An 18,646-nucleotide genomic window follows, 5' to 3' on the forward strand; every position below is an offset into this window, starting at 1 on the left:
ATATGCAAGGATAGAGGAATGGCGAAAGCGCATTGGCGGTCTGCGGTACTTTTTACCACACTGATGTGCGCGGGCCATTTGACGTGGGGAGCAGGAAAAATGCCTGCTTCCGATGATTTTGACGGGGAGTTCGAGGCAACTTACCAAGAGGTTCCTGTCGAATCCATTCAGCAGTTTGTGCAAATTTACGGCATCGTCAAAGATAATTATGTCAAAGAAAAAAATGACGATGAACTGTTCCAGCAAGCCATCAAAGGCTTATTGAGCGGCTTAGACCGCTATTCCAGATATTTGTCGCCAGAAGACTATAAACAGCTCCTGCAATATACGGAGGGCGATTTAGCCACGGTTGATTTTGATCTGCGCTTTGATGCGGCGCTGCAGCATTGGGTGATTCATAATTTAAAGCCGGATGCGGACTCGGCTAAGCTGGGCCTGAAAAATGGCGTGACGGTGTATAAAGTTGAAGATCAGGAACTGAAGAAGCTGAATCAGGATCAGGTAAAGCATGTTTTAGATGGCGCAATTGGCTCGACGCTGAGCCTGCAGCTGTCCGCCAACAGTTTGCCGATGAATTTGGTGCGCAATACTAAAATTGAAACGGATATTGAGTCCCGGTTGCTGAATAATCAGGTGCTGGTGCTGCATATTAAAGTGTTTCAGCAGGACACCGCCAATGAAGTGAAGCGCTTGATTGAAAGCCATGCGTCATCCAAATTAAAAGCGGTGCTGTTTGACCTGCGCAATAACCCTGGCGGTTTGCTGTCAGCGGCAGTGGAATCGGCCGATTTATTTTTAAATCAAGGCGTCATTGTGTCGACCAAAAGCCGTTCCGAAGGCGATCAGCAGTTTCAGGCTTTGCCCAGCTTTGAATTTCAAAATTTGAAAGTAGGGATTTTAATTAACAGCCGTTCAGCATCTGCCGCGGAAGTGTTTACAGCGGCGATGAAAGAGCATGGGCGCGCATGGGTGGCCGGCGAAAAAAGCTACGGCAAAGGTGTGGTTCAGAAATTATTTCCACTGAGCAACGGCGCAGCGCTGCAGATGACGGTTTCGCAGTACTATACGCCAAATGGGCGCATGATTGAAGGCACTGGCATTCAGCCCAATCTGAGCTATCCGATCCCGCATGATATGCGGGAGGAGAGCTATATTGAACATGTTGCAGATTTGCTGCTGCTTCAGAAATAAAGCGGATGAGGGTTTAGTCCTCATCTGTATCCAGGCCGAATTTCTTTAAACGGTAACGCAAAGACCGGAACGTCATGCCGAGTTTTTTGGCGGCGACAGTTCTATTCCAATGCGTTAAATTCAGCGCATTCAGCAAAATTTCTTTTTCAATTTTTTCCAGAAAAATTTCTAAACCTTCTTCGGGCAGTTTTTTGGCGCTCTGAGGCGGATCAGTCAAGCCATTGTGCATGGATGGTTCTGCGGATGATGCGAACAGCTGCGCCATTTGACGCTGCGGCGCGCTTTGCAGCTGAGGCAAATCGATATTGCCGTCATCGCTTAGGGTTATGGCGCGTTCAATGATATTGCGCAATTCACGCACATTTCCAGGGTAATACTGCCCCGTCAGAAACTCTTTCGCGCGGGCGGTCAGCTGCTTGGCCGGGATGTCCCATTCTGAACTGATTTTGTGAATGAAATGCTGCGCCAGAAGCAAGATATCTTCACCGCGCTCACGCAGAGGCGGCAGGATCAAGTCCATGACATGAATGCGGAAGAACAGATCCTGACGGAACTTGCCTTGCTGTACCAAAGCTTCCAAATCTTGGTGGCTGGCGCTGATGACGCGGAAATCGACATCAATTTCAGCATCTGAACCGACAGGGCGGATGCGCTTTTCCTGCACCGCGCGCAGCAGTTTGACTTGCATGCTGAGCGGCAATTCAGCAATTTCATCTAAAAATAAACTGCCGCCGTGTGCCGACTGAATTAAGCCCTGCTTGTCTTGAGTGGCGCCGGTAAAACTGCCTTTTTTATGGCCGAAGAGTTCGCTTTCCATCAATTCAGTGGGAATCGCGCCGCAGTTGATGGCAATGAACGGGCCTTCATTGCGGTTGCTTAGCCGGTGCACTAAATTGGCAACCACTTCTTTGCCTGTGCCGGACTCGCCTGTAATAAATACAGGCGCCTGCGAGCGGGCGATCTTTTTCAGCGTGACCCGCAGCTGCTGCATCGGCTGTGACTGCCCGATCAGCATTTTGTGCTCCAGCGCATCGGTTTGCAGCTGTTTAGGCTCAGCAGGCTTGTTTAGCGCTTTTTGCAGCAGCTGTTCCAGGTGCTTCGGGTTCACAGGCTTGCTGACAAAATCAAATGCGCCTGCTTTTAAGGCGGCGATGGCGATTTCCATATTGCCATAAGCGGTCAATACCGCAACAGGCAGGCTTGGACCATGTTCATTGATCCATTCCAATAGCTGCAGGCCGTTGCCATCCGGCAAATTCAGATCGGTTAAGCAGGCGTCATAGGCATGTTCAGCCAGACATTTTTTGGCATCGCTGAGGCAATGCGCGCTGTGCGTATCAATACCCATGCGTGACAGAGACATCTGCATGAGCAGACACAAGTCTTCTTCGTCGTCTACCAGTAAGACCAGTGGCCGTTTTTCCACAATTTCACCCCAAAAAAAATTAAATCGCTGCACGCTGGCAAATCAGCCTAAAGCAGGCGCCCCGTTGTTGTTCTACATAAGCCAGCTGAGCCTGATTGGCTTCACAGAAGCTGTGCGCAAGATACAATCCTAAACCAGTTCCAGTAATTTCGGTACTGAAAAAAGGCTGAAATAGTGAAGTGCGGTGCTGAATAGCAACGCCGCGGCCAAAATCCCGCACATCCAGCCTGATGATCTTCTCATGCGGATAAATGTTGAGCTCAATAAAAGGCGCATCTGCGTCATTGTGGCGGATTGCATTTCTGATGAGGTTAATCAGTACTTGGCGCAATTGCGCTTCATCAAAAGAAATCAGGCAGTCTTTTTGTATATTCAGCTGAATTTTCTTTTGCACATCCGCTAAATCCTCCTGAATCAGCTGCGGTATAAAGCGGTTCAAGCAGAGCTGCACAGCATGGGTTTCACGGTTTTTCACCATATTCAGCGTATCCTGCACAATGCTGTCAATGCGCTGCGCCTGCTTGCTGATCATTTTGCTGAGCATCTGCTGCTGGGCTGGGCCGCTGCCGTTTTGCAGTTCATTGGCCTGGACAATAGCCGCCAAAGGGTTGCGGATTTCATGGGCGATACTGGCGGAGAGCTGGCCCAGAGCGGCCAGTTTCAGCTGCTGCACCTGCTGGTTCAGCTTTTGCGCATCCTGCAGCACCAAAAGCGTCAGCAGCTGATGCGGCACAATCAGTTTCTTCACATGGACATGAATATGGTAAAGGCTTTGCTGAGATTCAAACTGAAATTTTTCGCCATCTTTGAGGTCTTCAAATTTCAGCAATTCGAATAAATCAGGCTGAGTCATATACAGGGGGTATTTATCTGCGCTGTAGGCTGCAGGAATGCCAAGCAAATGGCAGGCGGCAGGGTTGCTGAGCACCACATGGCAGTTTTCGTCCAAGACCAGGTAGCCGGTTTCAATCTGTTCCAAAATATAGCGGTTGATATTTTGCAGCTGGTGCAATTCGATCGACTGTGAAAAGTTCAAATTTTCCAGAATCTGGAAGCGCCTTACCGCAATTTGCCCGCAGCCATAGACCACAAAGAATAAGAAGGCCAGCAGGGCGCTGTTGCCAATATTGCGCAGTGAGGCAAAATCTAAAATGGAGCCTAAAAAGAGCTGATAAACTACACTGATCACAGCAATCAGGGTAATCACCAGCGCTTTTCTGGCATCCAGCAGAATTGATGCGGCGAAAATGGTGATGACAAACAGCAGGCTGATATGCAGGTTAGGGCCATCCAATGCCAAAGTCAGCAGGCTTAATGCTGTAACATCGGCAAAAAAAATCAAGATCATCTGCTTCGGGATGGCGGTTTTGATTTTATTCAGTGCAAAAAATTGCAGGCTGTTCACGATGACATAAATCGTTAACACATAGAGGTAAAGCTTAGGATACTGATACTGATTGTTGAGCTGGTTATAGGTAAATAAAAAAATAATCAGCAGGCAGCTGCTGATAATAAAACGGTAAGCGCTGTACCAAATGCCCAGATGATATTGATTAAGTTCTGAAAGATTGGGGCGCTGACTCATGTGACCTGCAAAGTAATGAATTAAGGTTTAATGAGTCCGTAACGAATGGCTAAATGTGTCAATTTGACATCACTGTCAAGATTCAGCTTTTCAAAAATACGGTATCGGTAAGTGTTGACGGTTTTTACGCTGACAAACAGCTTGTCCGCAATTTCCTGCGCGCTGATGCAATTCACCACCATCATCGCAACTTGCATTTCACGTTCCGACAAAGCGTCAAAAGGGGATTGCTGTGTATCCGACAAATAAGAGCTGGCCAACTGCTCGGCAATATCCGCACTGAAATATTTTCCGCCCTGCATGACTTTATTGATGGCGCGCACCATTTCAGTGACCGGAGCGCCTTTGGTAATGTAGCCTTTGGCGCCCGCTTTCAGCAATAAGGATGGGTAAGGCTCTTCGGCTAAGCCGCTGACCGCCAGCACCTTGGTTTCTGGCGCAGTCTGCAGCAAGCGGCGTGTCGTTTCTACACCGCCAATCCCCGGCATATTGACATCCAGCAACACGACATTCGGGTGGTGCTGGCGGACTAAGGAAATCGCTTCTTCACCAGATTCAGCTTGGCCAATAACCTGAATTTCTGCATGGTCTTCGAGCATTCTGCAAATCCCTGTGCGTACCAATTCATGGTCATCTACAACTAAAACTGTGATCACCTGTACTCTCCCTGTCTGAAAATCGTTTTTTTTGTTACATAAAGCAAAATAAGCTTGCAATGAAACGACAAAATTAGCAATGCTATTCTTATCAAAAATGGAGAACTTATTAAACTTTCTTTGAACGTAATTTGTTCTCTATTGCGTCAATGTACGGCATATTAGAGGCAATAGGCAATTATTGCCTTATTGAGTTGAGTAAATATGGTGAAGACTTCAAATAAATTTCTAATGCGCGCGCTGGGAATTTCATTTCTGTTTGGCATGAGCTCGGTGAGTTTTGCAGACATCGTAATGAATTCAAATCCCAATCAGGCAAACCTCAGCTGGTCTTCAGAAGAAGCCAATCAGCTGCTGAATGCTGACGTATCCGCATCTGCTGAGCTGGCAGACGAACCTTCACCGCAAGGCTCAACCAAAGTCAGTACGTCTATACGCAGTTCAAATGGCGCAGTGCAGTCTGCGCCGTCTAAAACGGTGCAGATTTTTGATACCAGCGTCAATGCGCATCAGCCTTCGGTAAATGCCCGCGCTGCTCTGGTCATGGATGGACAGACTGGAGAGGTGCTGTACAGTAAAAACAGCAATACCGCTTTGCCTATTGCATCCATTACTAAATTGATGACAGCAGTGGTGATTGCAGATTCGCGTTTGAATATGTCGGAAAAAATTACTTTACAGCAGGGGGATTTTTCTTGTTCGGGCTGTAAAAGTTCCAGTTCAACACTGCGTGCCGGCGACAGCATGAACCGTGCAGAAGCCTTGCTGTTTGCATTGATGAAATCTGAAAATCCAGCCGCTTCGGCGTTGGCGCGCACTTATCCAGGCGGCCGTCCCGCATTCTTTGCAGCCATGAATGCTAAAGCCAAGTCTTTGGGCATGCATTCGACCCGTTATGTAGAATCAACGGGCCTGCACCCAGGCAATGTGTCTTCTGCGCGCGATTTAGGCATTTTGGTGAATACGGCTTCACAATACGGCTTGATCCGCCAATTTTCGACTACGCCAAGCTATGATTTTAATTTAGGCTACCGTGTTCTGAAATCCAATAATACCAATGCATTGGTGCGTAATGGCGGCTGGAATATCAACATTTCAAAAACCGGCTATATTAGTGAAGCGGGCCGCTGCGTGGTGATGCATACGACGTTGAATAACCGTCCTGCAGTGGTTGTATTGCTGGGCGCTGATTCTTCGGCAGCGCGCACCAATGATGCGACCCGTCTCATGACCTGGGTTTCTCAGCTTCCAAAACGCATTTAAGCGCATTCATTTGATACCGTACATGGAATTCACTTGACTGAATGCCTGAACATTACATGTTCAGGCATTTTTATTTCGGCGGCCAATGCGCGCCAGCCATAAAAAAAGCCCTGCAATTGCAGGGCTTTTTCAGTCTGAATATGAATTACATATTTGACAGAATCGAGTCTTTAACCTGATCCATGGTGGCATCAATAGATAGCATCACGGCATCTTGGCATTGCTTGATGGCCGTATCAGGATCTTTCAGGCCGTTGCCAGTTACAGTACAAACAATTACCGAACCTTCTTTGATTTTGCCAGACTTAATGTCACGGATTGCGCCGCCAACAGAGGCCGCAGAAGCAGGTTCTACGAATACGCCTTCATACATCGAAAGCATACGCTGTGCATCTAAGATTTCAGCATCAGTGAGTTCGTCAAACCAGCCTTGTGAATCACGGACAACTGCTTTGGCATGGTTCCAGCTTTGCGGATTGCCAATACGGATGGCTGTCGCTACTGTTTCAGGGTTAGCCACTGGCGCACCGCGAAGGAATGGCGCAGCGCCTGCAGCTTGGTAGCCCGCCATAATTGGCAAGCCAGCTGGTTTAGGGCCTGTGAATTGGTCAGTCTCAGCGTCATAAACCACTTGTTCAAACTCATCTTTCGATTGGTTTGCAACCGCTTCTGTATAACCCATCCAGTGCGCAGTAATGTTGCCTGCATTGCCGACAGGCAGGCAGTGGTAGTCGGGCGCACGGCCCAATGCTTCAACGATTTCGTAGGCAATGGTTTTTTGACCTTGCAGGCGGTATGGATTGATTGAGTTGACAATCGTTACCGGCGCTTGGTCAGCGACTTCTTTAACAAGGCGCATGCCGTCATCGAAGTTGCCGCGGATTTGCATAGTGATCGCGCCATACATCATGGCTTGCGCCATTTTACCCATGGCAATTTTGCCTTCTGGGATTAATACGAACGCTTTGATGCCTGCACGCGCAGCATAGGCAGCAGCGGCAGCAGAAGTGTTGCCTGTAGACGCGCAGATGATGGCTTTAGAGCCTTCTTCGACTGCTTTTGTTACCGCCATAGTCATACCGCGGTCTTTAAATGAACCAGTCGGGTTTAAGCCCTCGTACTTCACATAAATTTCAACATTTTTGCCGGTTAAACGTGGAATGTTCTCAAGTTTAATCAGTGGCGTGTTGCCCTCGCCTAATGAAATTGCGCGAGTGGTTGCAGACACTGGTAAACGGTCGCGATAACGGTCAACTAAACCAGTATAACGATTGGCATTCGACATGATGATGTTCCAATTGTGTGTAGAGCTTGGCGAGAGGAATTGAAAATATTCCCCTCGACCCGGTGATTAATTATCAAGCGATTCTAAACGAATTCGCACAATTTCGCCATGAATGACAGGCAATGCTTGAATTTGCTGAAGGGCTTCATCCATTTTTGATTCTTTAACTGGATCAGTCAGAATCACGATAGGAATAAGGTCTTTTAAGCGCGGCTGCTGCATGATGGCGTCGATGCTGATGCCGGCGCGGCTTAAAATAGTCGTCACATCGGCAAGTACGCCAGTTTGATCTTCGGCATTAATGCGGATGTAGTAGCCAGTGGTCATTTCTTCGCGCGGCAGAATCGGCAAATCGGTTAATGCTTCAAATGCCAATTGCGGAATAGTGCCCGCACCGTCTTCGGTATATGAAATGTCGCGGACAATATCGACAACGTCAGCAACGACTGCAGATGCTGTTGGGCCTGCGCCTGCGCCTGCGCCGTAGTAAAGGGTAGGGCCAACGGCATTGGCTTGAACCAAGACTGCATTTTTTACGCCGTTGACATTGGCAATCAGCTGATCTTCTGGAATCAGCGTTGGATGCACGCGAAGCTCAATGCCTGTTTCTGCACGGCGCGCAATGCCTAAATGCTTAATGCGGAAACCTAAGTCTTCAGCATATTTCACATCCTGCGCTGTAATTTTACTGATGCCTTCAGTGAAAACTTTGTCAAACTGCAGCGGAATGCCGAATGCGATTGAGGCTAACAGGGTCAGCTTATGCGCAGCATCAATGCCTTCAACGTCAAAGGTTGGGTCTGCTTCTGCATAGCCCAGTTCCTGCGCTTCTTTCAGCACGTCTGCAAATGCGCGGCCTTTTTCGCGCATTTCAGTCAAAATAAAGTTGCCTGTGCCGTTGATGATGCCCGCCAGCCAGTCAATTTTATTGGCAGCCAGGCCTTCGCGCATGACTTTAATAATGGGAATGCCGCCGGCAACTGCGGCTTCATACGCAATTTGTACGTGATGATCATCCGCAAGCTTAAACAATTCATTGCCGTATTCGGCTAAAAGCGCTTTATTGGCAGTCACGACTTGCTTGCCGTGCTTGATCGCTTCCTGAATGACTTCAAAAGCAGGATGAATACCGCCCATGACTTCAACCACCACATCAACATCCGGCTGACGCACGATGTCCATCAAGTCAGAGCTTTGCTTGACTGATGCAGGCAGATCTAAATCTGGGCGCGGACGGCGTGTGCCGACATGGGTAATTTCAATTTCACGACCGGTGCGACGTTTAATCTCAGCAGCATTTTCTTTTAATAGTTTAAGGGCACCACCACCCACAGTACCAAGACCGAGGATTGCCAGACGAACTGGTTTCACGTCACACTCCAAATATTCATCAACATTAAGCGAACCTAGATCATAGCTAAAAAAATGCCATGACTCTAGGAGATTCACAACTTTCTATCCATCTATAAAAAACAGTAATTTAATCAATAAAATTTATTTATTTAAACGTTCGGCCAATTCATTCGGCTCCATGTAGCCGCCCAAATAAACACCGTCTGTGCTGTAGATGGCAGGTGTGCCGTTTACGCCAATGTTCAGGCCCATTTGATACATGTCGCGCACTGGGTTTTTGCAGGCAGCTGGCGCTAATTGAACGCCAGAAATGGCTTGGTTAAAAGCTTCTTGGCGGTCTTTGCTGCACCAGACGCTTTCCATTGCCGGAATGAACTGTTCGCCGCGCGGCCATGCGATATAGCGGACTTCGATGCCTTTGCTGTTGATCTCATCCATATGCTCATGCAGTTTATGGCAATACGGGCAGCTGGCATCAGTAAAGACATATACCACGTGCTTGGTTTTGCCTTTGGCTGGATAAACAATTAAATCTTCAGTTTTCAGTTGATCAAAGAGTTTTTTGGCATTGGCGGCCTGCAGATTTTGGCTGACATTATGCAGTTCTTTGCCGCCTAGGCGCACAATTTCACCCTGCAGAATATATTTACCGTCAGCTGTCGCATAAACAGAAGGCATGCCTTCAAAGCTGATCCAATACAGGTTGGGCACTTCAGTCGGCTGCGCATCTGTAATTTTGGCATTGATATTGGCTTTTTTCAGGCCGTCCTGCAGCGTGCTGATCAGGCGCTGCTGCGCATTGCGTTCAGTCAATGTGGAGGCCTCACCTGTTGCGGGGGTGCTGGCGGTCAAGGGCGCTTGTTTTTCTTCATTATTGGATTTTGAACACGCGCTTAGCCCCATGCCTGCGGCAAGCGTGCATGCAATAAAAAATGTTGAACGGGTAAATAACATAAACAACCCTTTTTCTTTTAGCTTTATAAAACTGGTGGATTAGCATAGCAAAAAAAACGCAGAGCAATAAAATTTCTTCGTCTTATCGCGCTGCGCTTTATGCGCGAGGATGATGCGCCGCATGCAGCTGCTGCATGCGCACCTGTGCGACATGGGTATAAATTTGCGTGGTAGACAGATCGCTGTGGCCGAGCAGCATTTGCACCACACGCAGGTCTGCGCCGTGATTCAGCAAATGGGTGGCAAACGCATGCCTTAAGGTATGCGGTGAGAGTTCCGACTGGATATTGGCCTGCAGCGCATAGCGCTTAATGGCATACCAAAAATTCTGCCGGCTCATGATGCCGCCGTGCTGGGTTAGAAATAAATAATCGGTTGAGGTTTTATACAATGCAGGCCGGGCTTCGGACAGATATTTCTCCACCCATTCGCAGGCGATTTGCCCTAAAGGCACGAGGCGTTCTTTATTGCCTTTGCCGACAATGCGCAAATAGCCTTGCTTTAAATTGATCAGATCAAGCCGTAAATTCAGCAGTTCGGTCACCCGCAGGCCGCAAGCGTACAGCACTTCAAGCATGGCCCGGTCACGTAGGCCTAGGGCGGTTGCAGTTTCCGGCGCTTGAATCAGGGCTTCAACATCGGCTTCAGACAAATCTTTGGGCAGCGCCCGTCCTAATTTTGGCGTTTTGTGCATACTGACAGGGTTGTCATCGCGCAGCTTCTGCTCCTGCAGGAATTTAAAAAAAGAGCGCAGGGCAGATAGGCAGCGGGCAATGGAACGCGGGCTCTTGCCTTGCTTAGTGAGGCTTAAAAGCACATCGGCAATATCATCGCTGCTCCACTGCGGCATAGCGGCCTGACAGCATTCGCTGCATTGAATTAAATCAGAGAGGTAGGCATTGCGTGTATGCGGGCTGACGGTCTGAGCGATCAGGAAATCCCGGAAACCCTGCAAGAAGCCTAACTGTTCAGGAATTGTAACGGGCGCAGGGACGCGCGGTTTTTTATTTAACATGCAATTTTCAACTTATCGGCGCTACGCCCTCAACTGGCGGGCTTTCTGCAATGTAATGCAATTTGCTTTTCCTGTCGATGCGCTGTTTGGAAATGAGAATTGAAATCAAATCTGATTTGGTAATTATTCTCATTTGCTTGTATAATATTCAAAATTTTTTAGGATTAGATGCGTGCGTTTATCTGATTTGAAAGTCAAACAATCTGCCATCATTCAAAAGGTTCACCGTATTGAAGATGAGCGCTCCCAAGCTGATCTGGTGGCGGGCCGTTTGGAAACATTAGGCTTTATTCCAGGTACAAAAGTGCAAGTCATTACTAAAGGAATTTTTGGCGGGGACCCGATTTTAATTCAGATTGGCTTTACCCGGTTCGCATTGCGTAAAGCGGAAGCGCAGAAAATTGAAATTGAAGGAGCGCCTGCATGAGTGATGCGCTGCGTATTGCCCTTGTTGGTAACCCTAACTGCGGTAAAACATCATTATTCAACCACTTAACAGGTACCCGGCAAAAAGTTGCCAACTATGCAGGGGTAACGGTTGAACGTAAAGTCGGCCAATTTGTACTGCCGTCAGGCAAGCCTGTACGTGTGCTGGATTTGCCGGGGACATACAGCCTCAACGCGACCAGTCCGGATGAGGAGATCACCCGCGATGTGGTGCAAGGCAAAATTGCTGAGGAAGGCCATCAGGATGCTTTCCTGTGCGTGGTGGATGCCACAAACCTCAAACTGCATCTGGGCTTGGTGATGGAGATGATTGCGCTGGGCCGTCCAATGCTGCTGGTGTTGAACATGATGGACGAGGCGCGCCGCCGGGGCATGCAGGTCAACACGCAAAAGCTGTCAGAGCGTTTAGGCATTCCGGTTGTGGAAACGGTTGCTGTGCGCAATGCAGGTATTGAAAGCCTGATGAGTGCGCTTGATCAGGAAAAATTTGCTGTACCGCATACCGAACTCAGCGGCCTGACGGGTGACACTCACCAAAAGATTGATACGATTCTGAACGATGTGGTTCATTTTGTAGACCATGAAGATAAGCGTTCCGACTTTCTAGATAAAATATTCCTGCATCCTGTGCTGGGCTTAGTCAGCCTGGCGGTCATGATGTTTATTATCTTCCAGGCGGTCTTTGCTTGGGCTGCGCCATTTATGGACGGCATTGAAACCTTCTTTGGCTGGCTGGGAGAATTTATCGGACAGCATATTTCGCATCCACTGCTGAACAGTTTGGTGGTGGATGGAATTATTGCAGGGGCGGGCGGTGTCGTGGTGTTCCTGCCGCAGATTTTGATTTTGTTCTTTTTTATTTTGGTGCTGGAAGAATCGGGCTATTTGCCGCGCGCGGCTTTCCTGCTGGATAAGCTGATGTTCAAAGCCGGATTGAGCGGGCGTGCGTTTATTCCATTGCTGTCCAGTTTTGCCTGCGCTGTGCCGGGTGTGATGGCGACCCGCAGCATCAGTGATCCGCGTGATCGTCTGGTGACCATTTTGGTTGCGCCATTAATGACCTGTTCTGCGCGTTTACCTGTCTATGCGCTGCTGATTTCAGCGTTTATTCCTGCAAAGATGGTGTGGGGCGTGTTTAATTTACAAGGTCTTGTGCTGTTTGCCTTGTACATGGCGGGCATAGTCAGCGCTTTAATCGTCGCGACCATACTGAAATTTTTCCAAAAAGATAAGTCTCAGCATGCGCTGCTGATGGAGCTGCCAAGCTACCGCTTTCCTGATATTAAAAGCATCTGGATCGGCTTGCTGGACCGCGCCAAGATCTTTATGAAGCGCGTTGGCGGCATTATCTTTGCGCTGTCAATTTTGCTGTGGTTCCTGTGCACTTTCCCGCAGGCGCCAGAAAATGCGGCGTTGCCAGCGATTGATTATTCTTTTGCCGGCATGCTGGGTCATTTAATGCAGCCGATTTTTGCACCGATTGGATTTAACTGGCAGATCTGTATCGCCTTGATCCCTGCGATGGCTGCCCGTGAAGTGGTGGTGGCAGCATTGGGCACCGTATATGCCTTATCCGCAGCGGATGATGATGCTGTGGCCCAGGGCTTATCGACATTGATCAGCAGCGGAGATTTAGGCTGGTCATTGGCGACAGGCCTGTCTTTGCTGGTGTGGTTTGTTTATGCGCCGCATTGCTTGGCAACATTGGCCACCGTTAAGCGTGAAACAGGTTCATGGAAAACGGTCGGCTTTATGACGGTCTATCTGTTTGGTTTGGCTTACTTCATGGCCTTTTTAACCTATCAAATTGCATCACATTACTTCGGCTAGGTTTTCGAGGCGACGTGAGAGGAGACTAAAATGATTGAAGTTCTAATCGTGGCTGCATTGGTGATTTGGAGTGCTGTCGTGGTGTTTAAGAAAGTTTTTCCGAAAACATCGTACGCGTTCTTTCTGTCTTTATCGAATGTGGCTCAAAAGCAGGGCTGGACGGCTGTGGCGAAACGTTTAAAGCCTGCCATGGTTGCAGGCTGCGGCGGCAGCTGCGGATGCTCTGCATCGGACACGCCTGCTGAAAAAAACCCGGAAGTGCAGGCCGTGAAGTGGAAATAAGTTCCGATTGCTGAAAGCGCTTTTTAGCAAAATAGAAAAACCGTCATTTTTATGACGGTTTTTTTACGCGCTGACACAAAAAAACCGCCAGAAAGTCAAAACTGAAAAAGCATTCAAAACAGCAAAGTGCTAACATTTTGTCAGTTTTAAAAACAAACCATAAAATGGGGCAAAAATGTTAATACAGCGTGGTGGTTTAAAGGTCGTTGCTGGACTTGGAATTTCAGGTGTCGCCGCGGTTAATTTTTTACATGAACACGGTTACCGCGTTGCTGTTACAGATTCAAGAGCTACCCCGCCAGGCCATGACCAGATTCCTGCTGCAGTGCAAGCCAGTTTTGGCCAATTAGATGAAGAGCTGTTGCTTCAGGCCGAAGAAATTGTCATCAGCCCAGGGCTGGATCCAAAACTGCCGGAAATTCAGGCCGCAGCAGCCAAAGGCATTCCGATTGTCAGTGAAATTCAGATTCTGCGCCGGGCAACAGATAAGCCGATTGTCGCCATTACCGGATCTAATGCCAAAAGCACCGTGACCACGCTGCTGGGCTTAATGGCGAAAGAAGCCGGGAAAAAAGTCGCGGTGGGCGGCAATTTAGGGCGTCCTGCACTGGATTTAACCAAAGATGATCCAGAACTGTATGTGCTTGAACTCTCCAGTTTCCAGCTGGAAGCGACCTCCAATTTAGCGGCGGAAGTTGCTGTTGTATTGAATATGAGTGAAGATCATTTAGACCGCCACGGCGATATGATGGGCTATCACACTGCGAAGCACCGCATCTTCCAAGCTGTGAAAAAAGTGGTGTTTAACCGTGATGATTCTTTAACCCGCCCGCTGGTGCCGGACGCAACGCCGATGCAAAGCTTTGGCTTGAATGCGCCGGATATGAATCAATTTGGCATCTTGCGGGATGATGACGGCACAATTTGGCTGGCGCGCGGGCGTGAGCGCCTGCTGAAAAGCTCGGATATGTATATTCAAGGCACGCACAATGTGGCGAATGCTTTGGCTTGCCTGGCGCTGGGTGAAGCGATCGGCCTGCCTTTAGACAGCATGCTGAATACCCTGAAGACGTTTAAAGGCCTCGAGCACCGCTGTGAATTCGTAAAAGAATTGGCGGGTGTGCGTTACTACAATGACTCGAAAGGCACCAACATTGGCGCGACACTGGCGGCGATTGATGGCTTAGGCGCCGCCATTGAAGCCCAAGGCGGCAAAGTGGCGATTATCTTGGGCGGGCAAGGCAAGGGGCAGGATTTCACAGCGCTGCGTGACTCGCTCAGCAAATACGCTAAAGTGGCGGTGCTGATTGGTGAAGACCGCCCAATCATTGAGAAGGCGATTGCGGGGACAACAGCGCTGCTGCATGCGGCAACGCTGAAAGAAGCGGTGGAAATTTGCCAGCAGCATGCGCAGGCCAATGATGTCGTGCTATTGTCACCTGCATGCGCAAGTTTTGATATGTTTAAAGGTTACAGCGAACGCGGTCATCAGTTTGTTGACTGCGTGAATTCACTGGCTTAAAAGAATGATAAGGAACGTTGTATGGCTGGGTTAGCTCAGACGACCATCAGTAAGATAAATGAAGCCTATGACCGGTGGGCGCCTCGGCTGCCTGCCGAAGTCAACATGCGCAATGTGCTGATTTTTTGCGTGCTGGCGCTGTTGTGTTTAGGCTCCATTATGGTGGCTTCGGCATCAATGCCGTATGCAGACCGTCTGCATGAAAATGCATTTCACTATATTACACGGCACGGGATTTCAATTCTTGTGGCCGGTGTTGCGGCATTCTTGGCCTATAAAGTGCCGATGAATGTCTGGTTCAACAATACCTTCCCGCTGTGGCTGCTGACGATTCTGCTGCTGGCGGTGGTGCTGGTGGCGGGAACCGAGGTCAATGGTTCAACGCGCTGGATTCGGATAGCCGGTTTTACCCTGCAGGCCTCAGAGGTCGCCAAAGTCATGATGGCGATTTTTACTGCAGATTATGTCGTGCGCAGGGCGGAAGAAGTGCGGACCAGTGTTTCTGGCCTTGTGCGGCTGGGTGTGGTGATGATTATTACCGTGGGTTTGATTCTGGCAGAGCCAGACTTAGGCGCGACCGCTGTCATTGTCTTAATGATCCTCGGGGTATTTTTCCTTGCAGGCGCACCGGCGATTCAGTTTATCGCTTTCATGGCGTTTATTATTGCCGGCTTGGTGATTGCGATTGTGTTCGAGCCTTACCGCCTGCAGCGCGCGCTGTCGTTCACTAACCCTTGGGCAGACCCGTTAGGGACTGGCTACCAGCTGTCGAATGCCTTAATGGCGTTTGGCCGCGGTGAGTGGTTTGGTGTGGGGCTGGGCCACAGTATTCAAAAAATGTCGTATCTGCCGGAAGCGCATACTGATTTCATGCTGGCTATCTTAGGTGAGGAATTCGGCTTTTTTGGCATCACGACGGTTTTGGTGCTGTCATTCACCATGGTGGTATGCTGCATTAAAATCGGCCATCGCGCGCTGAAAAACCAGTACCTGCGTGCGGGCTATTTGGCGTATGGCATCAGTATTATTTTCCTGCTGCAGATTTTAGTGAATGCCGGCATGAACATGGGCATGCTGCCAACCAAAGGCTTAACATTGCCCTTTATCAGTTATGGCGGCTCATCCTTGATTATGTGCGCGGTGATGATCAGCCTGATTCTCAAAATTGAAGCCACCACTTGCCAGACCAACCCAAGCAAAGAAGAATCCAGCTTTTAAATGATTGATGGGCAAGATTCGGGCCGGACAGCGTAAAGGCGGTGTCCGGTTTTTTTATTGAGCAGAGGGGTTGATTGAACAGCAGTCTGGAAGCAGAGATATCAGCGGATCATTTGCACGGCTGTCAGGGGGTATTGCTGGCTGCCTTTACAAATAGATGCCGCGCAGTTCTGTGCTGTGCGGGATCAAGTCTGTATTCCACTGCGCGACAGCCTGCTGAAGCATTTGAGCTGGGCTGTTTAATTCGACTTCCGGCTGGCGCAAAGCGCGTAAAGCCTGCTGTAAAAGCTGCGGCGCCTGTGTTAAATCCAGCGCCTGCGCCATATTCTGCTTAGACAGTTTCTGCCCCTGATCATTCATCGCTAAAGGCAAATGCATATACTGCAGCTGCGGATAACCCAGCAACCGACCCAGCCAAATCTGCCGTTCAGTATTGTCTAAGAGGTCTGCGCCGCGCACGACATGCGTCATGCCCTGCAGATAATCATCCACCACCACTGCCAGCTGATAATTGATAATGCTATCGCGGCGTTTGAGCACGAAATCGCCAAGATCATGCTGCAGGTTCGAGCAGTGGATTCCCTGCAGGCGGTCAGTAAAGCAGATCTCCTGATCGCTGACTTTGACCCGAATGGCCTGATCTTTTAAAGCCAAGTTCAGATTGCGGCAGGTGCCCTGGTAAATATGATTCGAGCCGAGCATTTTCCGGGTGCATTGGCAGGCATACACCAAGCCGTGCTGATGCAGCTGCTCAATGGCAGATTCATAGAAATTCAGGCGGTTTTTTTGAAAGATGATGTCGGCATCAGGCTCAAACTGAAAAGCATCAATTGAACGAAGAATGTGATCTTCACTGCCTGGGGAAATGCGCGGAATGTCGGTATCTTCAATACGCACCAGCCATTGGCCATGATGTGCGCGGGCGTCGCAATAGCTGGCGACTGCGGTAATTAAAGATCCAAAATGCAAAGGGCCGGTTGGCGATGGCGCAAACCGGCCCACATAAGCCATCCTGCTGTCCCCCTCCTTTGGTAAAGGAGGGGTTAGGGGAGGATTATTCAATAACATGCTTAACCGTTATTTTGCTTCTCTTTGATTTCTGCCAGTGTTTTGCAGTCAATACATAGAGTGGCAGTCGGACGGGCTTCCAAACGGCGCAAGCCAATTTCAATACCGCAAGTTTCACAGAAACCGTAGTCATCATTTTTGATGGCTTCGATTGACTGCTCAATTTTACGGATTAATTTGCGTTCACGGTCACGCGTACGCAATTCAATCGCAAATTCTTCTTCCTGCGTTGCACGGTCGTTGACGTCTGGAAGCGCAGTATTTTCATCCTGCATGGTGTTTAAAGTGCGGTCCACTTCAGACATCAGTTCAGCTTTCCATGCCAGCAGGATACGCCGGAAGTGCTCAAGCTGCCCTTCAGACATGTATTCTTCATTTTTCTTAGGCTGATAAGGTTCAATACCAAATAAGCTAGCAGTAGAACCACCTTCAGATGCCTTTGGCTTCGCTTTGCGGACGCGTTTTACAGATTTTTCATCTGCTGTATCAGTTTGTGCGTCTAAGACTTGATTTTGGTTGTCATTCGCCATATAGGGCATTCCTCATCATATGCATATTATCTATACGCAAAAAATATGGTGATATGCAAGTTTTTATCGACCCTTTTGGGAGATTCCTCCTGCAGGGGTCGTCATCATATAGACTTTTTTTCGATTTTGATAGTCTTAGATGTCGGGTTTCTAACTATCACTTTTCCATCAGATGCAATAACTTAATGCAAAAGAAACAAAATGAAAAGTTAATAACCTGAAATTTCAACATTAATTTTGGGCTGATTGATTTTTACGCGAATCACGTGCGTCGAAAATTCACCATTTTCTTTTAAATTCAGCACACGGTAACCCGGCATAGACTCATCCAGCGCGAAAGAATCGCTATGCGGCTTGAACTGAACACTGGTTGACGGCGTGGATAAAAACTGCACGCCGTGGCGCTCATTGCGGGAATCCTGATGCACATGGCCGTACAGTACAGCTTTAACATTTTGATGCTTGGCAATCACATCCAGCAAATGATCTGCGTTTTTCAGCTTATGCTGATCAATCCAGAAGGACTGCATGGCAAAGGGGTGGTGATGGCAGGCAATGATGATATGCTGATCCGCCTGTTCTGACAGCATTTGATCCAGCTGCTCCAGCTGTTCTTGAGCAACCCAGCCATCGACTTTCCCTTCAACGGCGCTGTTCAGCAGAATGAGGCGCCAATTGCCAAAGCTCAGCATGTGCGCGCGGTCTTGCTGGCGGTGAAAAGGGAAAATGGCCGTATCGTCATGATTCCCCGGAATTTGAAAATGCGGCAGGTCCAGCGTCTGCATAAAGCGTAAATAGCGGTCATAGGTTTCTGAGACCGGCACTTGCGCTAAATCGCCGGTATGAATGATGGCGTCAATATCGGGCAGGTGCTGTCTCATATGCTGAATGACAGCATGAAAGCTTTGTTCAGGATTCATGGCTGCAAATTCTAGATCATCCTGATCCATGAGATGCGTATCTGAAATTTGGACAATCGTCCAGCCTGAAGATGAATCTGTGTGATTTGATAAAGGCATGT

At 48.7% G+C, this 18,646-nt stretch carries 17 protein-coding genes; 7 read left to right on the forward strand and 10 right to left on the reverse strand.

What is annotated here, in order from left to right; genetic code table 11:
• Positions 1-18 precede the first annotated feature (18 nt).
• Positions 19-1,191 (forward strand): S41 family peptidase, encoded by a 1,173-nt coding sequence (locus JZ784_RS12345; protein WP_346315073.1) that lies wholly within the window; start codon positions 19-21, stop codon positions 1,189-1,191.
• 13 nt (positions 1,192-1,204) lie between these two features.
• Here the strand turns inward: JZ784_RS12345 and JZ784_RS12350 are convergent, their stop codons facing one another.
• Genes JZ784_RS12350 through JZ784_RS12360 form a run of 3 tightly spaced genes read right to left on the reverse strand, consistent with a single transcriptional unit; the run spans position 1,205 to position 4,858 of the window.
• Positions 1,205-2,617: a sigma-54 dependent transcriptional regulator gene (locus JZ784_RS12350; RefSeq protein ID WP_346315074.1), complete on the reverse strand. Its 1,413-nt coding sequence runs from the start codon at positions 2,615-2,617 to the stop codon at positions 1,205-1,207.
• Positions 2,618-2,636: 19 nt separating this feature from the next.
• Positions 2,637-4,202 carry an ATP-binding protein gene (locus JZ784_RS12355; protein WP_346315075.1) on the reverse strand — a complete coding sequence of 522 codons (1,566 nt, stop codon included), beginning with the start codon at positions 4,200-4,202 and terminating at the stop codon, positions 2,637-2,639.
• Between the two features lie 20 nt (positions 4,203-4,222).
• The gene (locus tag JZ784_RS12360) at positions 4,223-4,858 is read right to left on the reverse strand and encodes a response regulator (RefSeq protein WP_005013391.1); all 636 of its coding nucleotides are present in this window, start codon (positions 4,856-4,858) and stop codon (positions 4,223-4,225) included.
• Positions 4,859-5,062: 204 nt separating this feature from the next.
• Between JZ784_RS12360 and JZ784_RS12365 the strand changes: the two genes are divergently transcribed.
• Positions 5,063-6,121, forward strand: a complete 1,059-nt coding sequence (locus JZ784_RS12365) for a serine hydrolase (RefSeq protein ID WP_005013389.1) — start codon at positions 5,063-5,065, stop codon at positions 6,119-6,121.
• Between the two features lie 145 nt (positions 6,122-6,266).
• Here the strand turns inward: JZ784_RS12365 and thrC are convergent, their stop codons facing one another.
• The 4 genes from thrC to xerD all read right to left on the reverse strand — a co-directional run bounded on the left by thrC (position 6,267) and on the right by xerD (position 10,728).
• The gene (gene thrC, locus JZ784_RS12370; protein WP_346315076.1) at positions 6,267-7,406 is read right to left on the reverse strand and encodes a threonine synthase; all 1,140 of its coding nucleotides are present in this window, start codon (positions 7,404-7,406) and stop codon (positions 6,267-6,269) included.
• Positions 7,407-7,472: 66 nt separating this feature from the next.
• Positions 7,473-8,777 (reverse strand): homoserine dehydrogenase, encoded by a 1,305-nt coding sequence (locus tag JZ784_RS12375; RefSeq protein ID WP_346315077.1) that lies wholly within the window; start codon positions 8,775-8,777, stop codon positions 7,473-7,475.
• A 123-nt stretch (positions 8,778-8,900) separates the two neighbouring features.
• Positions 8,901-9,713, reverse strand: coding sequence for a DsbC family protein (locus JZ784_RS12380; protein WP_346315078.1), 813 nt, complete (start codon positions 9,711-9,713; stop codon positions 8,901-8,903).
• 97 nt (positions 9,714-9,810) lie between these two features.
• The gene (gene xerD / locus JZ784_RS12385) at positions 9,811-10,728 is read right to left on the reverse strand and encodes a site-specific tyrosine recombinase XerD (RefSeq protein WP_346315079.1); all 918 of its coding nucleotides are present in this window, start codon (positions 10,726-10,728) and stop codon (positions 9,811-9,813) included.
• A 172-nt stretch (positions 10,729-10,900) separates the two neighbouring features.
• Here xerD and JZ784_RS12390 point away from each other — a divergent pair, with 172 nt between their 5' ends.
• From JZ784_RS12390 to ftsW, 5 genes are all read left to right on the forward strand, one after another.
• Positions 10,901-11,155 carry a FeoA family protein gene (locus JZ784_RS12390; protein WP_005013373.1) on the forward strand — a complete coding sequence of 85 codons (255 nt, stop codon included), beginning with the start codon at positions 10,901-10,903 and terminating at the stop codon, positions 11,153-11,155.
• Complete coding sequence (locus JZ784_RS12395) at positions 11,152-13,005, forward strand: ferrous iron transporter B (protein ID WP_346315080.1); 1,854 nt, start codon at positions 11,152-11,154, stop codon at positions 13,003-13,005. Before JZ784_RS12390 ends, JZ784_RS12395 begins: the two co-directional genes overlap by 4 nt.
• Before the next feature lie 30 nt (positions 13,006-13,035).
• A complete protein-coding gene (locus JZ784_RS12400; RefSeq protein ID WP_346315081.1) occupies positions 13,036-13,287 on the forward strand; it encodes a DUF6587 family protein in 252 nt (83 codons plus the stop codon).
• Between the two features lie 175 nt (positions 13,288-13,462).
• On the forward strand, positions 13,463-14,809 hold the full coding sequence (gene murD / locus JZ784_RS12405; RefSeq protein ID WP_346315082.1) for a UDP-N-acetylmuramoyl-L-alanine--D-glutamate ligase: 1,347 nt from the start codon (positions 13,463-13,465) through the stop codon (positions 14,807-14,809).
• Positions 14,810-14,830: 21 nt separating this feature from the next.
• Positions 14,831-16,027, forward strand: coding sequence for a putative lipid II flippase FtsW (ftsW, locus tag JZ784_RS12410; protein WP_005013359.1), 1,197 nt, complete (start codon positions 14,831-14,833; stop codon positions 16,025-16,027).
• A 147-nt stretch (positions 16,028-16,174) separates the two neighbouring features.
• Here the strand turns inward: ftsW and gluQRS are convergent, their stop codons facing one another.
• From gluQRS to cpdA, 3 genes are all read right to left on the reverse strand, one after another.
• Positions 16,175-17,095, reverse strand: coding sequence for a tRNA glutamyl-Q(34) synthetase GluQRS (gluQRS, locus tag JZ784_RS12415; protein ID WP_346315083.1), 921 nt, complete (start codon positions 17,093-17,095; stop codon positions 16,175-16,177).
• Positions 17,096-17,097: 2 nt separating this feature from the next.
• A complete protein-coding gene (gene dksA, locus JZ784_RS12420) occupies positions 17,098-17,625 on the reverse strand; it encodes an RNA polymerase-binding protein DksA (RefSeq protein WP_005013354.1) in 528 nt (175 codons plus the stop codon).
• A 209-nt stretch (positions 17,626-17,834) separates the two neighbouring features.
• A complete protein-coding gene (gene cpdA, locus JZ784_RS12425; protein WP_346315084.1) occupies positions 17,835-18,644 on the reverse strand; it encodes a 3',5'-cyclic-AMP phosphodiesterase in 810 nt (269 codons plus the stop codon).
• Between the last annotated feature and the right edge of the window lie 2 nt (positions 18,645-18,646).

Source organism: Acinetobacter sp. CWB-B33 (assembly GCF_039655955.1).
GTDB classification, from domain to species: domain Bacteria; phylum Pseudomonadota; class Gammaproteobacteria; order Pseudomonadales; family Moraxellaceae; genus Acinetobacter; species Acinetobacter bouvetii.